The organism is Pelomonas candidula (assembly GCF_043555985.1).
Classification (GTDB): domain Bacteria; phylum Pseudomonadota; class Gammaproteobacteria; order Burkholderiales; family Burkholderiaceae_C; genus Pelomonas; species Pelomonas candidula.
In genome coordinates this window covers 290138-310596 of record NZ_JBIGIC010000003.1, presented here as the reverse complement: position 1 = coordinate 310596, position 20459 = coordinate 290138, and the positions used below count along the sequence as shown (strand labels likewise).

23 protein-coding genes, 1 pseudogene and 1 riboswitch are annotated in these 20459 nt (G+C 71.6%); of the genes and pseudogenes, 10 read left to right on the top strand and 14 right to left on the bottom strand.

Features of this window, described 5'->3' with window-relative positions:
- Positions 1-66: 66 nt before the first annotated feature.
- The 3 genes and pseudogenes from ACG04R_RS07605 to ACG04R_RS07595 all read right to left on the bottom strand — a co-directional run bounded on the left by ACG04R_RS07605 (position 67) and on the right by ACG04R_RS07595 (position 2881).
- Positions 67-1194 carry an ABC transporter permease gene (locus ACG04R_RS07605; RefSeq protein WP_394407685.1) on the bottom strand — a complete coding sequence of 376 codons (1128 nt, stop codon included), beginning with the start codon at positions 1192-1194 and terminating at the stop codon, positions 67-69.
- 89 nt (positions 1195-1283) lie between these two features.
- A pseudogene (ccmA, locus tag ACG04R_RS07600) lies at positions 1284-1943 on the bottom strand (heme ABC exporter ATP-binding protein CcmA); the annotation flags it as partial.
- Complete coding sequence (locus ACG04R_RS07595) at positions 1940-2881, bottom strand: HlyD family secretion protein (protein WP_394407683.1); 942 nt, start codon at positions 2879-2881, stop codon at positions 1940-1942. The gene ACG04R_RS07595 and the pseudogene ccmA, both read right to left, overlap by 4 nt.
- Before the next feature lie 54 nt (positions 2882-2935).
- Positions 2936-3011: riboswitch (SAM riboswitch) on the top strand.
- Positions 3012-3056: 45 nt separating this feature from the next.
- Between ACG04R_RS07595 and metX the strand changes: the two genes are divergently transcribed.
- Both metX and metW read left to right on the top strand, forming a co-directional pair.
- Positions 3057-4235, top strand: coding sequence for a homoserine O-succinyltransferase MetX (metX, locus tag ACG04R_RS07590; protein ID WP_394407681.1), 1179 nt, complete (start codon positions 3057-3059; stop codon positions 4233-4235).
- Positions 4232-4807 (top strand): methionine biosynthesis protein MetW, encoded by a 576-nt coding sequence (gene metW / locus ACG04R_RS07585; RefSeq protein ID WP_394407679.1) that lies wholly within the window; start codon positions 4232-4234, stop codon positions 4805-4807. The genes metX and metW overlap by 4 nt, the downstream gene beginning before the upstream one ends.
- A 26-nt stretch (positions 4808-4833) precedes the next feature.
- On the opposite strand, the gene ACG04R_RS07580 is transcribed toward metW, so the two are convergent.
- From ACG04R_RS07580 to ACG04R_RS07570, 3 genes are read right to left on the bottom strand one after another with little or no spacing between them, the layout of a single operon-like run.
- A complete protein-coding gene (locus ACG04R_RS07580; RefSeq protein WP_394407677.1) occupies positions 4834-5247 on the bottom strand; it encodes a hypothetical protein in 414 nt (137 codons plus the stop codon).
- Positions 5229-5444: a hypothetical protein gene (locus tag ACG04R_RS07575; RefSeq protein ID WP_394407675.1), complete on the bottom strand. Its 216-nt coding sequence runs from the start codon at positions 5442-5444 to the stop codon at positions 5229-5231. Before ACG04R_RS07575 ends, ACG04R_RS07580 begins: the two co-directional genes overlap by 19 nt.
- Positions 5445-5450: 6 nt before the next feature.
- A complete protein-coding gene (locus ACG04R_RS07570) occupies positions 5451-6680 on the bottom strand; it encodes a hypothetical protein (protein WP_394407673.1) in 1230 nt (409 codons plus the stop codon).
- A gap of 279 nt (positions 6681-6959) precedes the next feature.
- On the opposite strand from ACG04R_RS07570, the gene ACG04R_RS07565 reads away from it, so the two are divergent.
- The 3 genes from ACG04R_RS07565 to ACG04R_RS07555 all read left to right on the top strand — a co-directional run bounded on the left by ACG04R_RS07565 (position 6960) and on the right by ACG04R_RS07555 (position 10805).
- On the top strand, positions 6960-8216 hold the full coding sequence (locus tag ACG04R_RS07565; protein WP_394407671.1) for a sensor histidine kinase: 1257 nt from the start codon (positions 6960-6962) through the stop codon (positions 8214-8216).
- A gap of 68 nt (positions 8217-8284) precedes the next feature.
- Complete coding sequence (locus ACG04R_RS07560) at positions 8285-8950, top strand: response regulator (protein WP_394407669.1); 666 nt, start codon at positions 8285-8287, stop codon at positions 8948-8950.
- A complete protein-coding gene (locus ACG04R_RS07555) occupies positions 8943-10805 on the top strand; it encodes a sensor histidine kinase (RefSeq protein WP_394407667.1) in 1863 nt (620 codons plus the stop codon). Before ACG04R_RS07560 ends, ACG04R_RS07555 begins: the two co-directional genes overlap by 8 nt.
- Before the next feature lie 24 nt (positions 10806-10829).
- On the opposite strand, the gene ACG04R_RS07550 is transcribed toward ACG04R_RS07555, so the two are convergent.
- The 3 genes from ACG04R_RS07550 to ACG04R_RS07540 all read right to left on the bottom strand — a co-directional run bounded on the left by ACG04R_RS07550 (position 10830) and on the right by ACG04R_RS07540 (position 13567).
- Positions 10830-11027 carry a hypothetical protein gene (locus ACG04R_RS07550; RefSeq protein WP_394407665.1) on the bottom strand — a complete coding sequence of 66 codons (198 nt, stop codon included), beginning with the start codon at positions 11025-11027 and terminating at the stop codon, positions 10830-10832.
- Positions 11028-11127: 100 nt separating this feature from the next.
- Positions 11128-12285 carry a GGDEF domain-containing protein gene (locus ACG04R_RS07545; RefSeq protein ID WP_394407663.1) on the bottom strand — a complete coding sequence of 386 codons (1158 nt, stop codon included), beginning with the start codon at positions 12283-12285 and terminating at the stop codon, positions 11128-11130.
- 91 nt (positions 12286-12376) lie between these two features.
- On the bottom strand, positions 12377-13567 hold the full coding sequence (locus ACG04R_RS07540) for a GGDEF domain-containing protein (protein ID WP_394407661.1): 1191 nt from the start codon (positions 13565-13567) through the stop codon (positions 12377-12379).
- A gap of 51 nt (positions 13568-13618) precedes the next feature.
- On the opposite strand from ACG04R_RS07540, the gene ACG04R_RS07535 reads away from it, so the two are divergent.
- Positions 13619-14359 (top strand): SDR family oxidoreductase, encoded by a 741-nt coding sequence (locus ACG04R_RS07535; RefSeq protein WP_394407659.1) that lies wholly within the window; start codon positions 13619-13621, stop codon positions 14357-14359.
- A gap of 4 nt (positions 14360-14363) precedes the next feature.
- Here ACG04R_RS07535 and ACG04R_RS07530 read toward each other — a convergent pair whose 3' ends face one another.
- Positions 14364-15215, bottom strand: a complete 852-nt coding sequence (locus ACG04R_RS07530; protein ID WP_394407657.1) for a septal ring lytic transglycosylase RlpA family protein — start codon at positions 15213-15215, stop codon at positions 14364-14366.
- 52 nt (positions 15216-15267) lie between these two features.
- Here ACG04R_RS07530 and ACG04R_RS07525 point away from each other — a divergent pair, with 52 nt between their 5' ends.
- Together ACG04R_RS07525 and nadC are read left to right on the top strand one after the other, a co-directional pair.
- Positions 15268-15966 (top strand): fumarylacetoacetate hydrolase family protein, encoded by a 699-nt coding sequence (locus ACG04R_RS07525; protein WP_394407655.1) that lies wholly within the window; start codon positions 15268-15270, stop codon positions 15964-15966.
- Positions 15966-16829: a carboxylating nicotinate-nucleotide diphosphorylase gene (gene nadC / locus ACG04R_RS07520; protein ID WP_394407653.1), complete on the top strand. Its 864-nt coding sequence runs from the start codon at positions 15966-15968 to the stop codon at positions 16827-16829. The genes ACG04R_RS07525 and nadC overlap by 1 nt, the downstream gene beginning before the upstream one ends.
- On the opposite strand, the gene ACG04R_RS07515 is transcribed toward nadC, so the two are convergent.
- From ACG04R_RS07515 to bfr, 4 genes are all read right to left on the bottom strand, one after another.
- A complete protein-coding gene (locus tag ACG04R_RS07515; RefSeq protein WP_394407651.1) occupies positions 16786-17994 on the bottom strand; it encodes a hypothetical protein in 1209 nt (402 codons plus the stop codon). The genes nadC and ACG04R_RS07515 overlap by 44 nt on opposite strands.
- Before the next feature lie 12 nt (positions 17995-18006).
- Positions 18007-18474: a hypothetical protein gene (locus ACG04R_RS07510; RefSeq protein WP_394407649.1), complete on the bottom strand. Its 468-nt coding sequence runs from the start codon at positions 18472-18474 to the stop codon at positions 18007-18009.
- Positions 18471-19085: an RNA polymerase sigma factor gene (locus ACG04R_RS07505; protein ID WP_394407647.1), complete on the bottom strand. Its 615-nt coding sequence runs from the start codon at positions 19083-19085 to the stop codon at positions 18471-18473. The genes ACG04R_RS07510 and ACG04R_RS07505 overlap by 4 nt, the downstream gene beginning before the upstream one ends.
- Before the next feature lie 200 nt (positions 19086-19285).
- On the bottom strand, positions 19286-19762 hold the full coding sequence (gene bfr, locus ACG04R_RS07500; protein ID WP_394407645.1) for a bacterioferritin: 477 nt from the start codon (positions 19760-19762) through the stop codon (positions 19286-19288).
- 106 nt (positions 19763-19868) lie between these two features.
- Between bfr and ACG04R_RS07495 the strand changes: the two genes are divergently transcribed.
- Together ACG04R_RS07495 and ACG04R_RS07490 are read left to right on the top strand one after the other, a co-directional pair.
- Complete coding sequence (locus tag ACG04R_RS07495) at positions 19869-20090, top strand: (2Fe-2S)-binding protein (RefSeq protein ID WP_394407643.1); 222 nt, start codon at positions 19869-19871, stop codon at positions 20088-20090.
- A 132-nt stretch (positions 20091-20222) separates the two neighbouring features.
- Positions 20223-20438, top strand: a complete 216-nt coding sequence (locus tag ACG04R_RS07490) for a cold-shock protein (protein WP_394407641.1) — start codon at positions 20223-20225, stop codon at positions 20436-20438.
- The last annotated feature ends 21 nt before the right edge of the window (positions 20439-20459 follow it).

The following is a 20459-nucleotide window of genomic DNA, read 5'->3' as shown; positions in this document are numbered from 1 at the left end:
TGCGCGGCGGGAGCGGGACGCAGCATTCTGGTGGCCGGTCAGCGCCCGTCCGCCGGGCGCGCCGAATCAATCAACCGTTTGCTTGTAGCGCAGCAGCGCCACGCTGCCGGCTACGAGCAGGAAGGCCAGCATGGGCCACAGCTCGGGCAGCAGGTCGGCCGCGCCCGAGCCCTTGAGCATGACGCCGCGCACGATGCGCAGGAAGTGCGTCAGCGGCAGCGTCTCGCCGAGGTGCTGGGCCCAGCCTGGCATGCCGCGGAACGGGAACATGAAGCCCGACAGCAGCATCGACGGCAGGAAGAAAAAGAACGTCAGCTGCAGCGCCTGCAGCTGGTTGCGCGCCAGCGTCGAGAACGTGAAGCCCACGCCCAGGTTGGCCAGCATGAACACGCCGATCATCGCCAGCAGCAGCGGCAGGCTGCCCACCATCGGCACGTTGAACAGCACGAACGCCGCGCCGAGGATGACGCCCAGCTGCACGTAGCCCAGCACGATGTAGGGCAGGATCTTGCCGACCATGACCTCGATGGGCCGCACCGGCGTGGCGAGCAGGTTCTCCATCGTGCCGCGCTCGCGTTCGCGCGTCATGGCGAGCGAGGTCAGCATCACCATCGTCATCGTCAGGATGGTGCCCACCAGGCCGGGGACGATGTTGTAGCGGGACAGCCCCTCGGGGTTGTAGCGGCGCTGGATGCGCACCTCGAACGGCGCGGCCTGCGGTGCACGCGGGGCCAGCGCGCCGCGCAGGTCGCGGTTCAGCGCGGTCTGGGCCAGCTGGCTCAGGGCGGCCATCGCGTTGCTGCCGGCGGAGGGGTCGGTGGCATCCGCGGCGATCAGCACGGCCGGCGTCTCGCCGCGCACGATGCGGGCGCCGAAGTCGGCCGGCACGACGACGAGGAACTGGATGTCGCCGCGCTGCATCAACTCGTCGCCGCGGGCTTCACCGATGCCGGTCTCGACGATGCGGAAGTAGCCGCTGGTCTGCAGCGCCGCGACGAGGCTGCGCGCCATCGGGCTCGCGTCCTGCGACACGACGGCCGTGGGCAGGCCCTTGGGGTCGGTGTTGATCGCGTAGCCGAACAGGATGAGCTGCATGACGGGCACGCCTGCCGCCATCGCGAACGTGAGGCGGTCGCGCAGCATCTGCTGCACTTCCTTCAAGGCGACGGCGAACGTGCGGGCCAGCGACTGCATCACGCACCGGCCCCGGCGAAGTTGTCGGTGGCCTGGCCGACCAGCTTGACGAAGGCGTCCTCCAGGTCGCGGGCGCCGGCGTCCTGCGCGATGGCTGCCGCCGTGCCGCGTGCCAGCACGCGGCCGTAGGCGATGTAGACCAGTTCGTCGCAGCGCTCGGCCTCGTCCATGTAGTGCGTGGACGCCAGCACCGTGATGCCCTCCTGCGCCAGCTGGTGGATCTGGTCCCAGAACTCGCGGCGCGCCTTGGGGTCGACGCCGGCCGTGGGTTCGTCCAGCAGCAGCAGCCGGGGGCGATGGAGCAGGCAGGCGGCCAGCGCCAGGCGCTGCTTCCAGCCGCCGGACAACGAGCCGGCCAGCTGCGTCTGCCGGGTCGCCAGGCCCAGCCGCTGCAGCGCGCCGTCGACGGCAGCCCTGCGGTCCGGCATCGAGAACAGCCGCGCGATGAAGTCCAGGTTCTCGCGGATGGAGAGGTCGTCGTAGAGGCCGAACTTCTGCGTCATGTAGCCCACCTGGCGCTTCACCTCGGCGGCCTGGCGGCGGAAGTCCAGCCCCAGCACATGGCCCTCGCCGGCCTCGGGCGTCAGCAGGCCGCACAGCATGCGCAGCGACGTCGTCTTGCCGCTGCCGTTGGGGCCCAGGAAGCCGACGATGCGACCGGTGGCGACCTGCATGTCCACGCTGTCGACGACCTTGCGGCCACCGTAGGACTTGCTCAGGCCCTTCACGTCGATGGCGAGGTCGGTCATTGGCTGACGTCCAGCGGTTGGCCTGGGTGCAGGCGCTCCGCGTCCTCGGCCTTCACCGGCCGCGCCTCGACGAGAAAGACCAGCTTGTCGCGCTGCTGGTTGGAGTAGATGACCGGCGGCGTGTACTCCGGCCCGGCGGCGATGAAGCTGATGCGCGCGGGAATCGCCGCGCCGCATCCGTCGCAATGCAGGTTGACAGGTGCGTCCAGCTTCAGCCCGCCCACCACCGACTGCGGCACGTAGAAGCGCGCCTTGCGGTTGGCCGGCGGCAGCAGCGCCAGCACCGGCTGGCCGGCCGCGACCCACTCGCCGGGGCGCAGGAACACGTCCTGCACGCGGGCCGGCATCGGCGCGCGCTGCTGCGTCTGCTCCACGCGCCAGGCGGTCTGCGCGCGGCCGCTCTCGGCGGCCTGGGCCAGCGCGCGGGCGGCGGTGCGCGCATCGTCGCGGGCCGGCAGCCGCGCCACCTGCACGGCGGCGTCCAGCTCCGCGACGCGGGCACGCGCCTGGGCCAGCGTCGTCGCCGCGTCGTCCACGCGGGCCTGGGCGACGAAGCCCTTGGCCAGCAGCTCCTGCTGGCGCGTCAGGTCGATGCCGGCCAGGCGTTCGGCCGCGCGGGCCTGGTCCAGCTGCGCGCGGGAGACGGTCAGCTCGGGCGCACGGCGGCCCTTGTCGGCATCCAGCGCCTGGGCCTGGGCGCTCTGCGCACGGGCGCGGGCCTCGGCGTCGGCCGCGATGTCAGGTGTCGCGTCCAGTGCGAACAGCGTCTGGCCGGCGGCCACGGCCTCGCCCGAGCGCACGGCCAGCGTGTCGAGCCGGCCGGCCACCGGCGGCGCGATGTAGACCAGCTCGGCCTCGGCGTAGCCGGTCCAGCCGTCGGGCGCCTTGTCGCCGCAGCCGGCCAGCAGCGCAGGGATCAGCAACAGCGCAACTCTCATCGGCAGCCTCCTGGAGCTCGGCATCATCGTTCAGCCGCCGGTCCGCTAAACTGCGCGACATCAAGCGCCGATTTGTTCCGGATTGCGGGCGCTCAATAAATGCCGCTAAACAGGACGCTCCGGTCAACCGGCGTCCCGCAACAGTGGCGCGGTTTTTTCGTTTTTGGAGTGGGCCATGACGGGCCGAAGCGTCGGCGACGTGTCGCCGCAGAGTTTTCATTTCGACGAGCCGCTGAAGCTGCGCAGCGGCGCCAGCCTGCCGGCCTACGACCTGATGGTCGAGACCTACGGCCAGCTCAACGCCGAGCGCAGCAACGCGGTGCTGGTGTGCCACGCGCTGAATGCCAGCCACCACGTGGCCGGCACCTACGCGGGCCAGGCGAAGAGCGAGGGCTGGTGGGACAACCTCATTGGCCCGGGCAAGGCGCTGGACACCGACAAGTTCTTCGTCATCGGCATCAACAACCTCGGCTCCTGCTTCGGTTCGACCGGGCCCATGCACGTGAATCCTGCGACCGGCAGGGCCTGGGGCGCGGACTTCCCCGTCGTGACGGTGCAGGACTGGGTGGACGCCCAGGCCCGCGTCGTCGAGCGCTTCGGCATCCTGAAGCTGGCGGCCGTGCTGGGCGGCTCGCTGGGCGGCATGCAGGCGCTGGACTGGGCGCTGCGCTACCCGGACCGGCTGGCGCACTGCATCGCCATCGCGACGGCGCCCAATTTGTCGGCGCAGAACATCGCCTTCAACGAGGTGGCGCGCCGCGCCATCGTGACCGACCCGGACTTCCACGGCGGCCACTTCTACGAACATGGCGTGGTGCCCAAGCGCGGCCTGCGCGTGGCGCGCATGATCGGCCACATCACCTACCTGTCCGACGACGTCATGGCCGAGAAGTTCGGCCGCGAGCTCAAGACCGGCGCTCTGGGCTACTCGACGCAGGACATCGAGTTCCAGATCGAGAGCTATCTGCGCTACCAGGGCGACAAGTTCAGCGACTACTTCGACGCCAACACCTATCTGCTCATCACGCGGGCGCTGGACTACTTCGACCCGGCCTCCGAGCACGGCGGCGACCTGACGCGTGCGTTCGCTTCCGCCAAGGCCAAGTTCCTCGTCGCCAGCTTCACGACCGACTGGCGCTTCTCGCCGGCGCGCTCGCGCGAGATCGTCAAGGCGCTGCTCGACAACCGGCTGGACGTGTCCTATGCGGAGATCGACGCGCCGCATGGCCACGACGCCTTCCTGCTCGACGATCCGCGCTACCACGGCGTGCTGCGGGCCTACTTCGAGCGCGTCGCCGGCAACCTGTGCCCCGCGGCCCGGCCCGCCCTGCAGATCAAGGGGGTGGCCGTATGAGCTTCGATCCCGTCATCGCGGCCCTCGTGCCGCCCGGCTCGCGTGTGCTGGACCTGGGCTGTGGCACCGGCGAGCTGCTGGAGCACCTCATCAAGCACAAGGGCTGCAGCGGCTACGGTGTGGAGCTGGACGACGTCAACCTGCTGGCCTGCGTGAAGCGCGGCGTCAACGTCATCCAGCGCAACCTGGAGGAAGGCCTGTCCATCTTCGAGGACCAGAGCTTCGACGTCGTGCTGCAGCTGGAGACGCTGCAGCACCTGCGCAATGCCGAAGCCATGCTCAAGGAAACGGCCCGCGTCGGCAAGATGGGCATCGTCAGCTTCCCCAACTTCGCCCACTGGCCCAACCGGCTGCAGGTGCTGTTCGGCCGCATGCCGGTCACGCGCGCATTGCCCTACGAGTGGTACGACACGCCCAACATCCGCGTCGGCACCTTCGCCGACTTCGGCGTGCTGGCGCGCAAGAATCGCCTCAAGATCCTGGACAGCTTCGGTCTGCAGAACGGCGAGGTGGTGCGCACGCTGCCCAACGTGATGGCCAGCGTGGCGGTGTTCAAGTTCGAACGCGAGTGATGTGAGCCCCTCGCTCGGCCCGCGCTTCAGCGACGGGCCTCCGCGCCGTTGTTGAAGGGCAGCGCCCGCATGCCGGCGAGGTCGAAGCGGTAGCAGGGGCACAGCCCTTCACCGTGGCCGGCCAGGCGGTCGAGGGCGTCGTCGCCCACGTGGCAGCGGCCTTGCGCGTCGCGCGCCGCCGGTTGCGCCAGGCCTTCGGGCAGCAGCGACAGCAGCAGCTGCAGGCCCAGCGGGTTGTCCAGGCTGGCCGCATCCAGCTCGGCCAGGTCCACGTCCGCCACGTCGCCGGGGCCGCTCAGCCTGGGCGTCAGCAGCGTGCACAGGCCGGTGAGCATCGGGCCCAACGGGCCGTTGCCGAACAGCGCGCAGGCGTCGCGGCCCAGCAGCAGCTGGCCCAGCCAGGCGATCTCGTCCTGCATCGTCAGCGGTGCGGTGCCCATGGGGCGCTCCGATCGATCTCGGCGACGCGGGTCAGCCGGTAGTCGTACCCGTGCTGCCGGCGCAGCGCCGGCAGCTGGCGGCAGAAGCCCTCGCCGACGACGGCCCCGCTGCGACGGTGGACCATCTCCCAGAAGTAGCCGAACACGGCCACCTGGCGGGCCGCGGCCAGCTCGGTGTCGGGTAGATCGCGCTTCATGGTGCGTCACCGCCGGTCCGGTGCGTGATGGAACCCGAACGGCGCCCCGACGAACACCTTGGTGATCAACCACGGCGGCTGCAGCTGGTCGTCCTGCAGCGCGGCGTTGATGAGCTTGAGCCGATGCTCCTGGTCCGACGCGACGAGCAGCGGCGCCAGCCCGTTCACCGGCGGCAGGAACTGCAGCTTGGACGGGAAGTTGAACAGCGTTGCGTCGCTCGCGACGACCCGGCGCGAGCCGTCGCGCGTGTCGATGCGCACGATGCGCAGCTGCAGCGAGTCGGCCGCGTAGAGCGCGTCGTCGCCCGGTCGGGCGCGGTCGAAGGCGAGGCCGTGCAGCGTCTCGGATGCCGTGCCGGCCGCGCGCGGCGACACGGGTTGGATGTCCGCCGCGCGCGCGGCCGGGCTGCGCGTGGCGTCCAGCAGCGAGGCCATCGGCACGCGGTAGACGCCGCCGTGGCAGGTCGTCGAGAAGTACAGCTGGCCGCGGCGCTCGGCCAGGCCCACGACGCCGGGCGCGAAGTTGCCGGCCGTCGTGAACGGCAGGCCGCCCACCGTCGTCGGCGTGAACGCGCAGGGCGCCAGCGTGGCGATGGGCTGGCCGTCCGACGGGAACAGGCCCGGCGCGATGCTGCCGTCGGGCTTGATGACCCACAGCGCGCCGACGATGGATTCCGACACGACGTAGTTCCCGCTGGAGGTCACCTCCACGTCCTCGGCGAAGACGACGGGCAGGCCGTCGAAGCGCACGACGCGCTCCAGCGTGGCGCGCAGCTGCAGCGTGTGCGGGTTGTAGAAGACGTTGTAGTCGTAGACGCGCGGCACGGACGGCGCCGTGGGGCTGGGGAAGCCGCCGGAGTCCAGCACGACGACATGGCCCTCGCGCGGCACGCGCAGCGAGAACGGCAGCAGCCAGCCGCCGGGCGGCGCCGGCAGCTGCCCCAGCTGCTGGCCGGTGAAGCGGTCCAGCACGGCGACCGAGGCGGTCAGCGGCTGGGCGACGAACACGAGACGGCTGTCGCCGGCCGCGGCGGACGTGAGCGTGTCGCGGCGCGCGTAGGCATAGGCCAGGCCGCGCGGGCTGACGACCACGCCCGGCTCGGCCCGCATCGGGATGGCGGAGTCGGCCTGCAGCGCCTCCAGGTCGGCCGCCTCGCGGCCGGCGGCGGTGGCAGCCCCGGCGTACGCGGCGAACAGCAGGGCCAGACCCTGCAGGCATTGACGGAATCGGGGCATCGGGCGGCTCCTCAGCGAGTGTTCGAACCAGGGTCATGCCGGCCGTGCCGGCCAGGCCCTTCCGGATGCGGGTCGTGGGAGATGTGCCGCGTGGAAGAGCGCCAAACGAGTATGGAAAGCCGTTCCCGGCCCTGTGTGGGCGGGCTGTCCCGCGAACGCGGCACGTCTCCTACAGGCTGTGGAGAAGAGGTGGGTGCACGCCTTCCTAGACTTCGGCCATGAAGCTGTGTGAGATCACGACCTGCGCCGGGCGCCCGGATGCCCCGGTGGGCGGGCGGCATGGCTGAGCTGGTGCTCGACGAGGCGGCGCTGCGCGAGCGTGTCGAGCAGGACTCGTTGCGGCTGTTCCTTGCCCACCTGCGCGGCACGATCGTCGCGCTGGCCGTGCTGATCGCCGGCATGGTGCTGGCGTGGCAGGACTACGCACCGCTGCGCTGGCGGCTGGCCTGGGCGGCAGGCGCCATGGGGGCCTGCCTGGCCCAGGGCTGGGTGGGCTGGCGGCTGGAGCGCGCGACGGACTTCGCCGCCGCGATGCGGCGCTGGCTGCCGTGGCTGCACGCCAGCGTGTTGATGAGCAGCGTCGTCTGGGGCCTGGTGCCGTGGATGGTGTCGCAGGGCGAGGCGGCAGAGCTGCCGCTGCTGCTGGCCTGCGCCTTCAACGTGACCATCGTCTTCGCCGGTGCCCACGCGCCGGGCATGCCGGGGCTGGTGCTGTCGCTGTCGCTGCCGGCCTCGGTGCTGGGCACGCTCACCGTCGCCAGCCGCTCCGGCCACGTGCTGCATGCGCTGGCCTGCGGGCTGCTGTTCGGGCTGGTGAGCCTGTACGGCTGGCGCATGCAGGTGGCCATCCGCAACACCCTCGTCGCGCGCCGCTCGGCCGAGGCGCTGGGCGAGGCCTTGCGCGCCCAGCAGCAGCTGGTGCACGAGGCAGAGCGCGAGCGGGCGTTGCTGCTGGAGCGCCAGCGGCTGATGCGAGACATGCATGACGGCGTCGGCTCCACGCTGATCGCGATGCTGCGGCTGTCCGAGAGCGGCGGAGCCAGCGCGCCGGCGATGGCGGAGCTGCTGCGCAGCGCCATCGAAGACCTGCGGCTGACCATCGACTCGCTGGAGCCGATGGAGCACGACCTCGCGACGCTGCTGGCCACGTTGCGCACGCGTGTGGGCCGCCGGCTGGAGGCGGCCGGCCTGACGCTGGAGTGGGCGGTTGCCGACATGCCGCCGCTGCCGTGGCTGGAGCCTACGCAGGCGCTGCAGGTGCTGCGCCTCGTGCAGGAGGCGGTGACCAACGTCATCAAGCATGCGCGGGCGCAGACGTTGAGCGTGTCCGCAAGGCCCGACGGCGATGCGCTGGAGGTCTGCATCGCCGACGATGGCTGTGGCTTCGACCCCGGCGCCGCCACCGCCGGCCGCGGCCTGGCCAGCATGCGCCAGCGCGCGCAGGCATTGGGCGCGGCGCTGTGCTGGCACGGCGAGCCGGGGCAGGGCACGCGGGTGAGCCTGCGGCTGCCGTTGCGACCGTCGGCGTCTGCGTGATGGGGCGTACCGCAATCACGGCACAGGTCCTCACGCCGCAGGATGGCCGCTCCCTACACTCCCGGCGCATGAAGCTGCGCGTGCTGATCGTCGATGACGACCCCTCCGTGCTGCAGCCCTTCGCGGCGGCCGTGGAGGCGGCGGAGGACATGCAGGTCGTGGGCCAGGCGGCCACGCTGGCGGCGGGCCTGCACCTGCTGCGCAACACCCGGCCCGACGTGCTGCTGGTGGACCTGGGCCTGCCCGATGGCGACGGCACCGTGCTGATCGCCGAGGCGGCGCGCTCGCTGCCCGACTGCGAGGCGATGGTGGTCACCGTGTTCGGCGACGAGTCCCATGTGCTGGCCGCCATCGAGGCCGGCGCGACGGGCTATCTGCTGAAGGACGCCTCGCCCACCGAGATCGTCGAGCAGCTGCGCGTGTTGAAGGCCGGCGGCAGCCCGATCAGCGCGGTCATCGCGCGCCAGATGCTGCGCCGCTCGGCCGCCTGGGCGCAGGCCCAGCGCAGCGCCAGTGAGCCGGCGGTGGATGGCGACGCCAACCTGTCGCCGCGGGAGTGCGAGGTGCTGCAGCTCTGCGCCAAGGGCTACAGCTACGAGGAGATCGCGCCGATGCTGGCGGTGTCGCGCCACACGGTCACCACCTTCGTCAAGCGCATCTACCGCAAGCTGCAGGTGCACTCGCGCACGGAGGCGGTCTACGAGGCGCGGCGCATGGGTTTGCTGCGTGACTAGAACAGGGCGGCTTCTGCTGCTGGCGTGGCTGCTGGTCAGCCCCGCGGCGCAGGCCGGCGAGGTCTTCTCACAGCGTTACGAGCAGGCCGACCACCAGACGGCCGCCATCGTCGAGGAGGCACAGCCCCTCCAGGCGCCGCAGGACGCCCCCTGGCAGCCGGTGGCGTTGCCCGACCGGCGCCAGCGTCCCCTGGGCGAGTCTGCCGAGATGGACCAGCAGCGCGCCATGCACTGGTACCGCCTGCGCTGGACGATGCCGGCCGGGCTGGCGGCCGACGCGCCGCTGGCGGTGTACGTGCCCCGCGTCACCGGCGAGGCCGTGACCTTGTGGCTGCGGGAGCCGCAGGGCTGGCGGCAGGTCTTCGACAACCAGGCCGGCATCGCCGAGCAGTGGAACCGGCCCCTGCTTATGACCCTGCCGCCGCAGCGCCGCGCGTCGGGCGAGGTGCTGACGCTCGCGCTGGGCCTGCCCAGCCGCTATGGCGGCTTCTACGCGCTGTCGACCGTGTGGGCCGGCCCCGAGGAGGAACTGCGCGACCGGCACGGCCTGCGCAGCGCGCTGCAGCAGACGGTGCCCGCCGCCGTCAGCCTGGCCATGCTGGCGATGGGGCTGCTGTCCTTCGTCGTCTGGCTGGGGCGGCGGGCCGAGCGTGCCTACCTCTACTTCGCCTGTGCCGCGGCCGGCTGGACGCTGCGCAACCTGCACTTCTTCGTCATCCTGCCGTCTGGCGACCTCGCCTACGCCTGGTTCTGGTGGATGACCTCGGCGTCGGTCGCCTGGCTGATGCTGGCGACCTACCTCTTCGCCTTCCGCTTCGACGCGCGCCGGCTGCCGCGGGTGGAGCGCGGCCTGGCGCTGTTCGTGCTGGCGGGCTCGCTGCTGACCGTGCCCGGGCTGCCGGTGTCGCTGCTGGTGCAGCATGCCGTGACCCTCGTCGCCGCGCTGACAGTGACCGGCGTGCTGACGGCGCTGGCCGTGCGCGGCGGCCGCCGCGAGCTGCGCGTCATCGTCGTGGCGCTGTGGATCGGCCTGGGCCTGGCCGTGCACGACTGGCTGCTGGTGGGCGTGCGCATCAGCCCCGAGTCCATCTACCTGCTGCCCTACGGGGCGCTGCTGATGATCGGCAGCTTCCTGTACGCCGCGCTACGCCGCTTCACCGGCGCCATCGAGCAGGCCGAGTCGGCCAGCGCGCTGCTGTCGGCGCGCCTGGCCGAGCGCGAGGCCGAGCTGGCCGCGCGGCACGAGCAGCTGCGCACCGTCGAGCGCGAGCAGGCGCTGCTGCTGGAGCGGCAGCGCCTGATGCGCGACATGCACGACGGTGTCGGCTCGACGCTGATCGCGATGCTGCGGCTGGCCGAAAGCGGCACGGCCAGCGCGCCGGCGATGGCCGAGCTGCTGCGCAGCGCCATCGAGGACCTGCGGCTGACCATCGACTCCCTGGAGCCGCTGGAGCATGACCTCGCGACGCTGCTGGCCACGTTGCGCACCCGCGTGGGCCACCGGCTGCACAGCGCCGGCCTCAACCTGGAATGGGCCATGGCCGACATGCCGCCGCTGCCCTGGCTGGAGCCGGCGCAGGCGCTGCAGGTGCTGAGGTTGATCCAGGAGGCGATGACCAACGTCATCAAGCATGCGCGGGCGCGCACGCTGAGCCTGTCGGCGCGCCAGGAGGGCAGCGCGCTGGAGGTGCGCATCGAAGACGACGGCTGCGGCTTCGATGCCACGCTGCCCGGCTCGGGCCACGGGCTGGCCAGCATGCGCCAGCGCGCCCAGGTGCTGGGCGCCACGCTGCGCATCGACACGACGCCCGGCCGCGGCACCCTGGTGGTGCTGCGGCTGCCGCTGCGGGCCTAGGGGTGTTGCAGACCCTCTCCGGGGTCAGGCGTTCTTGCCAGCCTTCTTCTTGCCGTGCTTCTTGTGCTTGGCCTTGCCGGCCTTCTTGGCGCCGGTCTTGACCATCTTGGCGGTGCTGGCGTGGCTGGTCTTGTGGTGCTGGACGCGGGCTTCGGCGGCCGGGGCGGCGAAGGCGGCGGTCAGGGCGATGGCGAGGGCTGCGGCGGCGGTCTGGATCTTCATGGGGACACCCTTTCAAGGACGGATGCCGCCAGCCTAACTCAGTGCGGCGGCGCTGCCTGTTAGAAGGTCGTCAACCCATGCCTGCCGGCGCCCGGCGGCCTCAGGCCTGTACGACGTTGCGGCCCTGGGCCTTGGCGCGGTAGAGCGCGGCGTCGGCGCGGGCCAGCACGGCGTTGGCGCTGGCGTCGCCGCGCTCGGCCTCGGCGATCCCGAAGCTCGCGCTCAGCGGCCAGTCCTGCTCCAGCCAGCGCAGCGGCGTTGCGTGCACGAGGGCGCGCATGCGTTCGGCCACCAGCGCGGCGCCGGCGATGCCGGTGTCGGGCAGCAGCACGCAGAACTCCTCGCCGCCCAGCCGGCCGAAGCGGTCCACCTCGCGCACGCAGGGCTGCAGCTCGCGCACCATCTGGTGCAGCGCGGCGTCGCCGGCGGCGTGGCCCAGGGTGTCGTTGAGCTGCTTGAAGCGGTCCATGTCGATCATCACCACCGCGTAGGCGCGGCCACGCCGGAACCACGCGTGCGCCTGCTCCAGCGCCTGGTCGAACGCACGGCGGTTCAGCGTGTCGGTCAGCGGGTCGCGCTCCAGCAGGCGCTCGATGCGGTGGATCAGCCGCATCAGCACGAGGAAGGCCAGCGTCGCGTTCAGCAGCAGCGTCATGACCAGCGCCAGCCACAGCAGGCCGAGGTTGAGCGCGGTGGGCGCGCGCACGTCCGGCGCGGTACCGGGGTGGATGAAGCTGTCCACGCCGCGCAGCGCCATCAGCAGCGAGATCAGGAACAGCGGCAGCGCCAGCGAGGCCGGCGTGCGCCGCCCGGCGGTCGCACTCAGGTGGCGCCACGCGGCCATGCCGGCCACGAACACCAGCACCGCGGCCATGCCGCTGACGATGCGGGTCTGCCAGCGCATGTCGCCGCCGTAGGGCAGGGCCAACATCGCCAGGCCCGACATGGCGACGGCGATGGCCGCGGGCTTCCAGGGCAGGTGTCGCGTCAGGATGGCCGGCACCGCCGCGCCGAGCAGCGCGAAGGAGGCGACGGCCAGCACGTCCGCAGGCCAGCAGGTCAGCGCGTCGGGCAGCACACCACGCGTCGCGTTCAGCGTCAGCGACAGCGCCGCACAGGCATTGGCGCCGGCCATCGTCAGCGACGCCCGCGGCGCGATGCGCGCCAGCAGCGCCAGCGACAGCCACACCAGCGTCGCCGTGGCGGCGGACATGATGATGGCGGCCGCCATCGTCAGCGTCTGGGCGGGCGTGATCATGGCGCCCTCCGCGCTGCGTGCCTGCCCGGCCGACGGATCGGCCGGTCGTTCGCCAAACGGGAGCGAGCACCTGCGGGCGGCCGGGCGGTGCTCATGCCGTGGCCCCCAGCAGGTGCGTCGCGACGCAGACGCGGTTGCGGCCCTCGGCCTTGGCGCGGTAGAGCTCGGCATCGGCCCGCGCCAGCCCGATCTCGCCGGCTGCATCGCCCGCCACCGGCAGCGCCACGCCGAAGCTGGCGGACAGCGGCAGCAGCAGGCCCTCCCACGCCAGCGGCTCGGCTGCCAGCGCGGCGCGCAGCCGCTCGGTGACGGCGGCGGCCGTCGCCAGGTCGCCGGGCGATGCCAGCGGCAGCAGCGCGCAGAACTCCTCGCCGCCGAGGCGGCCCAGGCGGTCCACCTTGCGCAGCCCGGCCTGCCAGATGCGCACACAGTGCTGCAGCGCCGCGTCACCGGCCGGGTGGCCGTGCAGGTCGTTGACCCGCTTGAAGTGGTCGATGTCGATCATCGCCAGCGCAAAGCCGTGGCCGCGTTGAAGCTGGGCCTGGGCCTCGGTCAGGGCCTGCTCGAAGGCGCGGCGGTTCAGTGAGCCGGTCAGCGGGTCGCGATACGTGAGGTGCTGGATGCGCGTGACGACGCGCCAGACCATCAGCGCGATGAGGCTCAGCGTGATGCTGGCCGTGACGACGTACCAGAGCACGGCGCGCTCCGGCGTGGGCAGCTCGCCGCGCAGCAGGTGGCCGCTCCAGCTCGGTTCCAGCAGCAGCTCCGCACCGTGGGCGAGGCTCATGCCGGCCAGCAGCGCGAACGGCAGCGTCGTGACGCCCGTGGCAATGCGGGAGAGCTGGCTGCCCACGCCGCGCACCACCTCGCGCACGGCCAGCAGCGCCAGCGTCGTCACCGCCGCCGCGCTCGCAAGCTCGGTGGCCGGTGCCGAGCCGATGGCCAGACCCACCGCGATGCCGAAGGCGCCCAGGCCGCCGACCCACGCGATGTCGCTCGGCGGCCGGCGGCTGCGCAGCATGCGGCGCAGGGCCAGCAGCAGCAGCACGATGCAGCCCAGCAGGCCGAACTCGGGGATGGCCTGTTGCAGCAGCGGGGGCCAGCCGGCCAGGCCGCCGCCCCAGTCCTGTGTCGCGAAGCGCAGCACATGGCCGGCCGCCATCAGCCGGCCCGCGCGCGGCGCGATGCGGAAGGCCTGGGCCAGCGTCAGCCATGCCAGCGCAGCCATCAGGTTGAAGGCGGCGCTGACCTTCAGGATCGTCGGGACGTCGAGGAATTCCATGCAGCTTCGAGAGGAGGCCGCATCATCGCCGGCAAGGCCACAATGCCGCCCATGTCGGCCTGGGTCTTGATCACCGGAGGTTCGCGTGGCATTGGCGCCGCCACCGCGCTGCGCTGCGCTGCAGCCGGCTGGGACGTGGCCATTAACTACGCGCAGGATAGCGCCGCCGCCCAGGCGCTCGCGGCTCGATTGCAGGGACTCGGCCGGCGTGCGCTGGCGCTGCAGGCCGACGTGGCAGACGAAGCGCAGGTGGCCGCGATGTTCGAGCGGCTGGACGCCGAGGGCGGGCGGCTGGCGGGCCTGGTCAACAACGCTGGCATCGTGGCGCCGGCCGCGCGGCTGGAATCCATGGCGCCCGCCCGCTGGCGGCGGCTGTTCGATGTCAACGTGATCGGCACGCTGCTGTGCTGCCAGCAGGCCGCGCGGCGCATGAGCACCGCGCGTGGCGGCGCGGGCGGGGCCATCGTCAACCTCAGCTCGCGGGCGGCCGAGTTCGGCTCGGCGGGCATCTATGTGGACTACGCGGCCACCAAGGGTGCCGTCGATACGCTGACCAAGGGCCTGGCGCGTGAGCTGATCGGCGAGGGCATCCGCGTCAACGGCGTGCGGCCCGGCATCATCGAGACCGACATCCACGCGGCCAGCGGCATGGACGCGGCCGCCGCCGCGGCCACCATCCCCATCCAGCGCCTGGGCCGCGCCGACGAGGTGGCCGAAGCCATCGCCTGGCTTCTCAGCGATGCGGCCAGCTACACGGTGGGCGCGCTGCTGGACGTGGCGGGCGGGCGCTAGCCGGCTAGCGCTTCTCGACCAGCGTCGACTCCAGCCCGCTCTCGCTGCGCAGCCGGGCGGCCGTGGCGCGCGCCTCGTCGGCATCGGGGAAGGGGCCGGCGCGCAGCCGGTGCAGGCCGGCCTCGCGGACGATGGTCAGCAGCGGCAGCAGGCTGAGGTCGGCCTCGGCGACGCGCTGGCGCAGCGCCTCTGCACTGTCGAGCCTGGCGAAGGCGCCGAACTGCAGCCAGATGCCGGTGCCCGGCGTGGCCACGCCCGCCACGGTGGCGGTCGTCTCGCGTTGCGGCGCGCCGGGGGCGGCATCCGGCGTGAACACCGGCGGCGGGTCGGCGGGCTTCTGCCAGTTGCCGGCGCGGATCTCGGCGTAGGTGATGCGCCGCACCTCCACTGGCGCGACGCCGCGCAGCAGGTCCAGCTTCAGCGCGGCGGTGTAGCTGAGGTCGATGATGCGGCCCTTGTGGAAGGGGCCACGGTCGTTGATGCGGACGATCACCTCCTTGCCGTTGGCGGGGTTGCGCACGCGGGCGTAGCTGGGAATGGGCAGCGTCGCGTGGGCGGCTGTCATGGCGTACATGTTGTAGACCTCACCGCTGGCCGTGGGCCGGCCGTGGAACTTGCGGCCGTACCAGGACGCAAGGCCGCGGTCCACGTAGGGATCGTCACCGGTGAGGGGCAGGTAGCGTTCGCCCAGCACCTCGTAGGGCTTGTTGGGGCCGCCGACGCGGATGGGCTCCAGGCGTGGCACCGCGTCGGGCACCTTGGCCAGCTCGGCCGGCGGGTTGGGCAGGGGGCCGTCGCGGTCGGCGCTGACGGGCCGGGTCGCGCAGCCCGTCATCAGCGTCAATACCAGCAGCATCAGGGCCAGCCCAGTATGCTTTGCCCCCTGTTTCCATCGGCGATGCCATGACATGAGCAACTTCGTCTTTCCTCCAGCCGAGATTCCCAGCGCCGGCGTGCGTGGCACGGACGCCCGTTACGCGGTCAGCCGCATCTTCTGCGTCGGCCGCAACTATGCCGATCATGCCCGCGAGATGGGCAGCGACCCGACGCGCGAGCCGCCGTTCTATTTCACCAAGCCTGCAAGCGCGCTGACGCCCTCGGGCTCGACGGTGCCTTACCCGACCGAGACCAAGAACTACCACTACGAGATGGAGCTGGTCATCGCCATCGGTGCGCCGGTGTTCCGCGTGACGCCGCAGGCCGCCAAGGCCGCCATCTGGGGCTATGCCGCGGGCCTGGACATGACGCGCCGCGACCTGCAGGCCATGGCCAAGGCCGGCGGCAAGCCCTGGGACACGGCCAAAGGATTCGACCAGTCGGCCATCCTGACCGACATCGCCCGCGTGTCCGAGACCGGCCTGCTGGAGAAGGGCGCCATCACGCTGGCCGTGAACGGCGTCGAGAAGCAGCGTGGCGATCTGGCGGACATGATCTGGAGCCAGGCCGAGATCGTGTCCAACCTGTCGCACCTGTTTCACCTCCACCCCGGCGACCTGATCTACACCGGCACGCCGGCCGGCGTGGGCGCGGTCGTGACGGGCGACGTCATCACGGGCCGCATCGAGGGCCTGGGCGAGATTTCCCTGACGATCGGACCGGCCGAGTGATGTTCATCGAAGAGACCCTGGAACAGGCGCGCGCGCGCAACATCCGCGACGCGCTGGCCGAGGACATCGGCCGCTGCGACTGGACGGCCCAGCTGGTGCCCGCGGGCCGGCGCGTGGCGGCGCAGGTGCGGGTGCGCGAAGCCGCCGTGCTGTGCGGCCGCGACTGGTTCGACGGCGTGTTCGCGGCGCTGGATGCGACGAGCCGCATCGAGTGGCTCTACGACGAAGGTGCGGCGATGACGGCGGACAGCATCGTCTGCCGCATCGAGGCCGATGGCCGCCATCTGCTGTCGGCCGAGCGGCCGGCGCTGAACTTCCTGCAGCTGCTGTCAGGCACGGCGACGACCACGCGCGCCCATGTGGATGCGGTGGCCGGTGCCAGCCCCAACGCATCGGGCTGCGCCATCCTCGACACGCGCAAGACCTTGCCCGGCCTGCGCCTGGCGCAGAAGTACGCCGTGCGCGTGGGCGGCGGCCAGAACCAGCGGCTGGCGCTGTACGCCGGCATCCTCATCAAGGAGAACCACATCGCCGCGGCTGGCGGCACCGCTCAGGCGCTGCGGGCGGCGCAGGCGCTGAACGCGGGCGTGGACATCCAGATCGAGGTCGAGACCATCGCGCAGTTGCGTGAGGCGCTGGATGCCGGCGCCGTCAGCGTGCTGCTGGACAACTTCAGCGAGGCCATGATGCGCGAAGCCGTGGCGGTCAACGCGGGCCGGGCGCTGCTGGAGGTGTCGGGCGGTGTCGCGCTGGACCAGCTGCGCTGGATCGCCGCCACCGGCGTGGATCGCATCTCCATCGGCCGGCTGACGAAGGACGTCAGGGCGACCGACTACTCGATGCGCGTGCTGGGGCCTGTCTAGCTAGGCCTTGCCGGCCGGTGCGCTCGCCGCCGGCCGGTGCGCTCGCCGCCGGCCTTGCGCCGTTGCGCCTGGGGCCTTCGCTGAAGTCGGCGGGCGGCTTCATCAGCGCCGGGTCGGGCTCGCCGCGCCGGATCTTCTCCAGCCGGTAGTTCTGTTCGCCCTGGCGCGGGTCGGCGTCGCGGCTGGAGACGGTCAGCATCAGTTCCGGGCTGCGCCAGACCTCGCGGCTGATGACGATGGGCTTCTCGTTGCCGATCTTGCCGGCCTCGATGGTCCAGGTCGTGCGTTCGCCGTTGAGCTTGAGGCCGTCGACCTCCCTGGCCGCCAGCGCCGTCGTCGTGCCGCCTTCACGCGGCAACAGCGGCAGGTTCAGCAGCAGCGGGGGCACCGGCGGTACCGGCGGCGCCGGAATGGCCATCGCCGCGGGCGGTGCGGGCATGACGGGCGGCGCGGGCAGTTCGCTGGCGCGGATGACGCGCAGCTCGCGGCGGCGCTCCGGGGCACTGGCGTCGGGTGCGGGAGGCACCGGCGGCACGACCAGTTCCTGCTCGATGACGATGCCCGGCTCGCCCGCCGTCGCGTGGGCGCGCACGCGCTCGGCGTCCGCGCTGCGGGCCCGCTCGGCGACGCGGGCCCCCCATTCGGCCCAGCGCGCCGCCTGCTCCTTCATGCGTTCACCCCAGTCCTGCATCGAGGCCTGCCAGGCGGCGTGCGCGGCGGCGTCGCCGCCATCGAGCGTGACATTGCCGCCGCGCAGTCGCTGCACGCGCTTCTGCTCGGGGTAGATCACCCAGCTCTCCCTGGCGACCGGGTCGTTCAGGTAGACCACCTTGGGCCCGCCCTCGCGCTGCACCTCGCGGCGCGTGCGCCCTTCGCCGTCGCGGCACAGCTGGCTCTGCTGGCGGCGCACGATGCGGTTGCCGTCGGCCAGCGTCTGCACGTTCTCGTGCACGGCCGTGGCGCAGTAGGGCGCACCCTTGACGACGCGTTCGCTCTCCAGCTCGCGGCCGGCCAGCATGACGACCTTGTCCGCCACGACCTGCGGCGCCGCGGCGGCCAGCAACTGGACGTGACCTTCGACGTCGATGCGCGGGGCTTCCTGGCCCTGCGCAAGGGCGCAGGCGGCGAGGGCGCCCAGGGTGAGGCTTGTCAGGGGCTGCTTCATGAGGATCTCCGTTCAGTCCAGCAGGCGCACGGCCAGCACCTGGCCACGCGGGTTCAACATCAGTTCGGCGCGCACGAGCTCGTCGGCGCGGGCGGCATCGAAGGGCAGGCCCAGCAATGCCAGGCGCTCGCGAGGCAGTTCGGCGGGCTGCAGCCAGACGGCGGCGCCACGCAGTTCGGACTCGGGCACCAGCGGGATGAAGCCGCTGCCGGCTGCCGCCAACGGTGCGGCACGGCCGTCCGGCGGGTCCAGCAGCAGCACGACGCTGAGCAGCAGCGCGGCCGCAGCGCCCAGCGCGCCGCTGCCCCAGGCCAGGCGGCGCAGCCAGCGGGGTTCCCGAACGTCGCGGGTGGCGTGTCGGGTGCGCAGTTGGTGGGTCAGCGTGGCGAGCAGGGCGGCGTCCTGCTCGGCGTCGGGCTGCAGGCGCGCGAACCCGGCCCGGGCGGGGCGCAGCCAGTCGGGGGTGTCGTCGTCGTTCATGGGTGTTCTCCTGCGTCCAGCAGGTCGGCCAGGCGCTGGCGGGCGCGGTGCAGGCGGGTGCGCAGCACGTCGGTGCTGATGCCGGCGATGGCGGCGGCCTCGTCGTAGCTGCGCTCCTGCAGGTCGACCAGCGCGATGGCCTCGCGCTGCGGCCAGCTGAGGCGGCGGATGGCGGCCCAGAGGCTGTCGTGGCGCTGGGCCTGGGCCAAGCGGGCGTCGCTGGCGGGTGTGGGTTCGGCGTGGTGGTCGGCATCGACCTCGTCGTCCAGCGGCACGTGGCGCCGCGCGTCACGCCACTGGTTCAGCAACTGGTGGCGGGCCATGCCGGCGAGGTAGGCGCCCAGCGTTCCGCGCCCGGGCTGCCAGGCCTGCGGGCCTCGCAGCAACTGGGCGAAGGCCTCCTGCACCGCGTCCAGCGCGGCGGCCTCGTCACCGGCCAGTGCCAGCGCGTAGCGGTAGACCGATCCGCTCTCGCGCCGGTAGAGCAGCGCCAGTGCGTCGGCATCGCCGGACTTCAGTCGGGCCAGCAGCGCGGCCTCGTCGTCCTGCGCGCTCGCGACGGGTGCGACAAAGCCGAGCCGGGTCAGCCAGCTCATGACGGGCGGCAGCATGAAAAAGGGGCCTGCAGAACTTGCATGCCCCTATTGAGCGCGGGAGGTCGGTGTCGTTACTCCGGACTAACCCGCCGTGTCGTTGGTCACGCCGCTTTCCGGGCCGAGCGTCGGGCCGTTCTCAAGCCGGCCCGTTTGGCGATGTGCTCGCGGCTCGATGCCGCGGGCATCGCCGTCCCCTCGGGGGCCCGGGCGAGGGGTCAGCTGGGCTCGCCCATCTGCGACTGCAGGTAGTTCTGCTCACCGACCTTGGTGACCAGTTCGAGCTGCGTCTCGAGGTAGTCGATGTGTTCCTCGGTGTCGTCCAGGATCTGCACGAACAGCTCGCGGGAGACGTAGTCCCGCACGCTCTCGCAGTAGGCGACGGCCTCCTTCAGGTGGGCGTGGCCGGTCTTCTCGATCTTCAGGTCGCACTCCATCGTCTCGACCGCGTTCTCGCCGATGTAGAGCTTGCCGAGGTCCTGCAGGTTGGGCAGGCCGTCCAGCGTCAGCACGCGCTCGATGAGCTTGTCGGCGTGCTTCATCTCTTCGATGGACTCTTCGTACTCGTGCTTGGCCATCTTCATCAGGCCCCAGTTCTTCAGCATGCGGGCGTGCAGGAAGTACTGGTTGATGGCAGTCAGCTCCAGCTTGAGCTGGGCGTTCAAGTGGGCAATGACTTGCGGGTCGCCTTGCATGGCAGCTCCAGATTCGTGAAATTGGTCCGGAGTATCCCCAGCGAAAGCCCCTCGGCAAAACCGCTCTTTTTGCAAATGAGACCGATTCGCATTAGACTTCGTGCCCATGATTGTCTGTGTCTGCCACCGTGTCTCCGATCGCGACATCGCGATTGCCGCCTCCAGCGGCTGCCCGGATTTCGAGGCCCTGCAGGACGACCTGCGCGTGGCCACGGCCTGCGGCGCCTGCCGCGACTGCGCCTGCGAGGTGTTCGAGGAAAGCCGCATCAAGGGTGGCGCCCGTGCACGCGGCGCGGCAGTCGCCGTGCCGATGCGGATGCCGGCCTGAGCACACCGCTAGAATCGCTACCCAGGCGCCAGGCAATGGCGCCATTTTTTTGTTGGCCCTTCCCCGCAGTCGTTGTGTTTCGCGCAGCTTCTCAGGCTGGGCCGCACAGCACGACAACCGCAAGGAAATTTCATGAGCACCCAGCAGACCGGCATCGTCAAGTGGTTTGACGACGGCAAGGGCTTCGGCTTCATCACCCCCGCCGATGGCGGCAAGGATCTGTTCGCCCACCACAGCGAGATCAAGAACAACGGCGGCTTCCGCACGCTGGCCGAAGGCGCCCAGGTCGAGTTCGAAGTGAAGCAGGGCCCCAAGGGTCTGCAGGCCTCGAACATCCGCGCGCTGTAATTCACGCCAGGCCCAGTGCCC

What these genes read in the sequence shown, in the direction of transcription:
- ACG04R_RS07605 (WP_394407685.1), bottom strand. Translation starts at nt 1,194, where the DNA reads ATGCAGTCGCTGGCCCGCACGTTCGCCGTCGCCTTGAAGGAAGTGCAG.
- ACG04R_RS07595 (WP_394407683.1), bottom strand. Translation starts at nt 2,881, where the DNA reads ATGAGAGTTGCGCTGTTGCTGATCCCTGCGCTGCTGGCCGGCTGCGGC.
- metX (WP_394407681.1), top strand. Translation starts at nt 3,057, where the DNA reads ATGACGGGCCGAAGCGTCGGCGACGTGTCGCCGCAGAGTTTTCATTTC.
- metW (WP_394407679.1), top strand. Translation starts at nt 4,232, where the DNA reads ATGAGCTTCGATCCCGTCATCGCGGCCCTCGTGCCGCCCGGCTCGCGT.
- ACG04R_RS07580 (WP_394407677.1), bottom strand. Translation starts at nt 5,247, where the DNA reads ATGGGCACCGCACCGCTGACGATGCAGGACGAGATCGCCTGGCTGGGC.
- ACG04R_RS07575 (WP_394407675.1), bottom strand. Translation starts at nt 5,444, where the DNA reads ATGAAGCGCGATCTACCCGACACCGAGCTGGCCGCGGCCCGCCAGGTG.
- ACG04R_RS07570 (WP_394407673.1), bottom strand. Translation starts at nt 6,680, where the DNA reads ATGCCCCGATTCCGTCAATGCCTGCAGGGTCTGGCCCTGCTGTTCGCC.
- ACG04R_RS07565 (WP_394407671.1), top strand. Translation starts at nt 6,960, where the DNA reads ATGGCTGAGCTGGTGCTCGACGAGGCGGCGCTGCGCGAGCGTGTCGAG.
- ACG04R_RS07560 (WP_394407669.1), top strand. Translation starts at nt 8,285, where the DNA reads ATGAAGCTGCGCGTGCTGATCGTCGATGACGACCCCTCCGTGCTGCAG.
- ACG04R_RS07550 (WP_394407665.1), bottom strand. Translation starts at nt 11,027, where the DNA reads ATGAAGATCCAGACCGCCGCCGCAGCCCTCGCCATCGCCCTGACCGCC.
- ACG04R_RS07545 (WP_394407663.1), bottom strand. Translation starts at nt 12,285, where the DNA reads ATGATCACGCCCGCCCAGACGCTGACGATGGCGGCCGCCATCATCATG.
- ACG04R_RS07540 (WP_394407661.1), bottom strand. Translation starts at nt 13,567, where the DNA reads ATGGAATTCCTCGACGTCCCGACGATCCTGAAGGTCAGCGCCGCCTTC.
- ACG04R_RS07535 (WP_394407659.1), top strand. Translation starts at nt 13,619, where the DNA reads ATGTCGGCCTGGGTCTTGATCACCGGAGGTTCGCGTGGCATTGGCGCC.
- ACG04R_RS07530 (WP_394407657.1), bottom strand. Translation starts at nt 15,215, where the DNA reads ATGCTGCTGGTATTGACGCTGATGACGGGCTGCGCGACCCGGCCCGTC.
- ACG04R_RS07525 (WP_394407655.1), top strand. Translation starts at nt 15,268, where the DNA reads ATGAGCAACTTCGTCTTTCCTCCAGCCGAGATTCCCAGCGCCGGCGTG.
- nadC (WP_394407653.1), top strand. Translation starts at nt 15,966, where the DNA reads ATGTTCATCGAAGAGACCCTGGAACAGGCGCGCGCGCGCAACATCCGC.
- ACG04R_RS07515 (WP_394407651.1), bottom strand. Translation starts at nt 17,994, where the DNA reads ATGAAGCAGCCCCTGACAAGCCTCACCCTGGGCGCCCTCGCCGCCTGC.
- ACG04R_RS07510 (WP_394407649.1), bottom strand. Translation starts at nt 18,474, where the DNA reads ATGAACGACGACGACACCCCCGACTGGCTGCGCCCCGCCCGGGCCGGG.
- ACG04R_RS07505 (WP_394407647.1), bottom strand. Translation starts at nt 19,085, where the DNA reads ATGCTGCCGCCCGTCATGAGCTGGCTGACCCGGCTCGGCTTTGTCGCA.
- bfr (WP_394407645.1), bottom strand. Translation starts at nt 19,762, where the DNA reads ATGCAAGGCGACCCGCAAGTCATTGCCCACTTGAACGCCCAGCTCAAG.
- ACG04R_RS07495 (WP_394407643.1), top strand. Translation starts at nt 19,869, where the DNA reads ATGATTGTCTGTGTCTGCCACCGTGTCTCCGATCGCGACATCGCGATT.
- ACG04R_RS07490 (WP_394407641.1), top strand. Translation starts at nt 20,223, where the DNA reads ATGAGCACCCAGCAGACCGGCATCGTCAAGTGGTTTGACGACGGCAAG.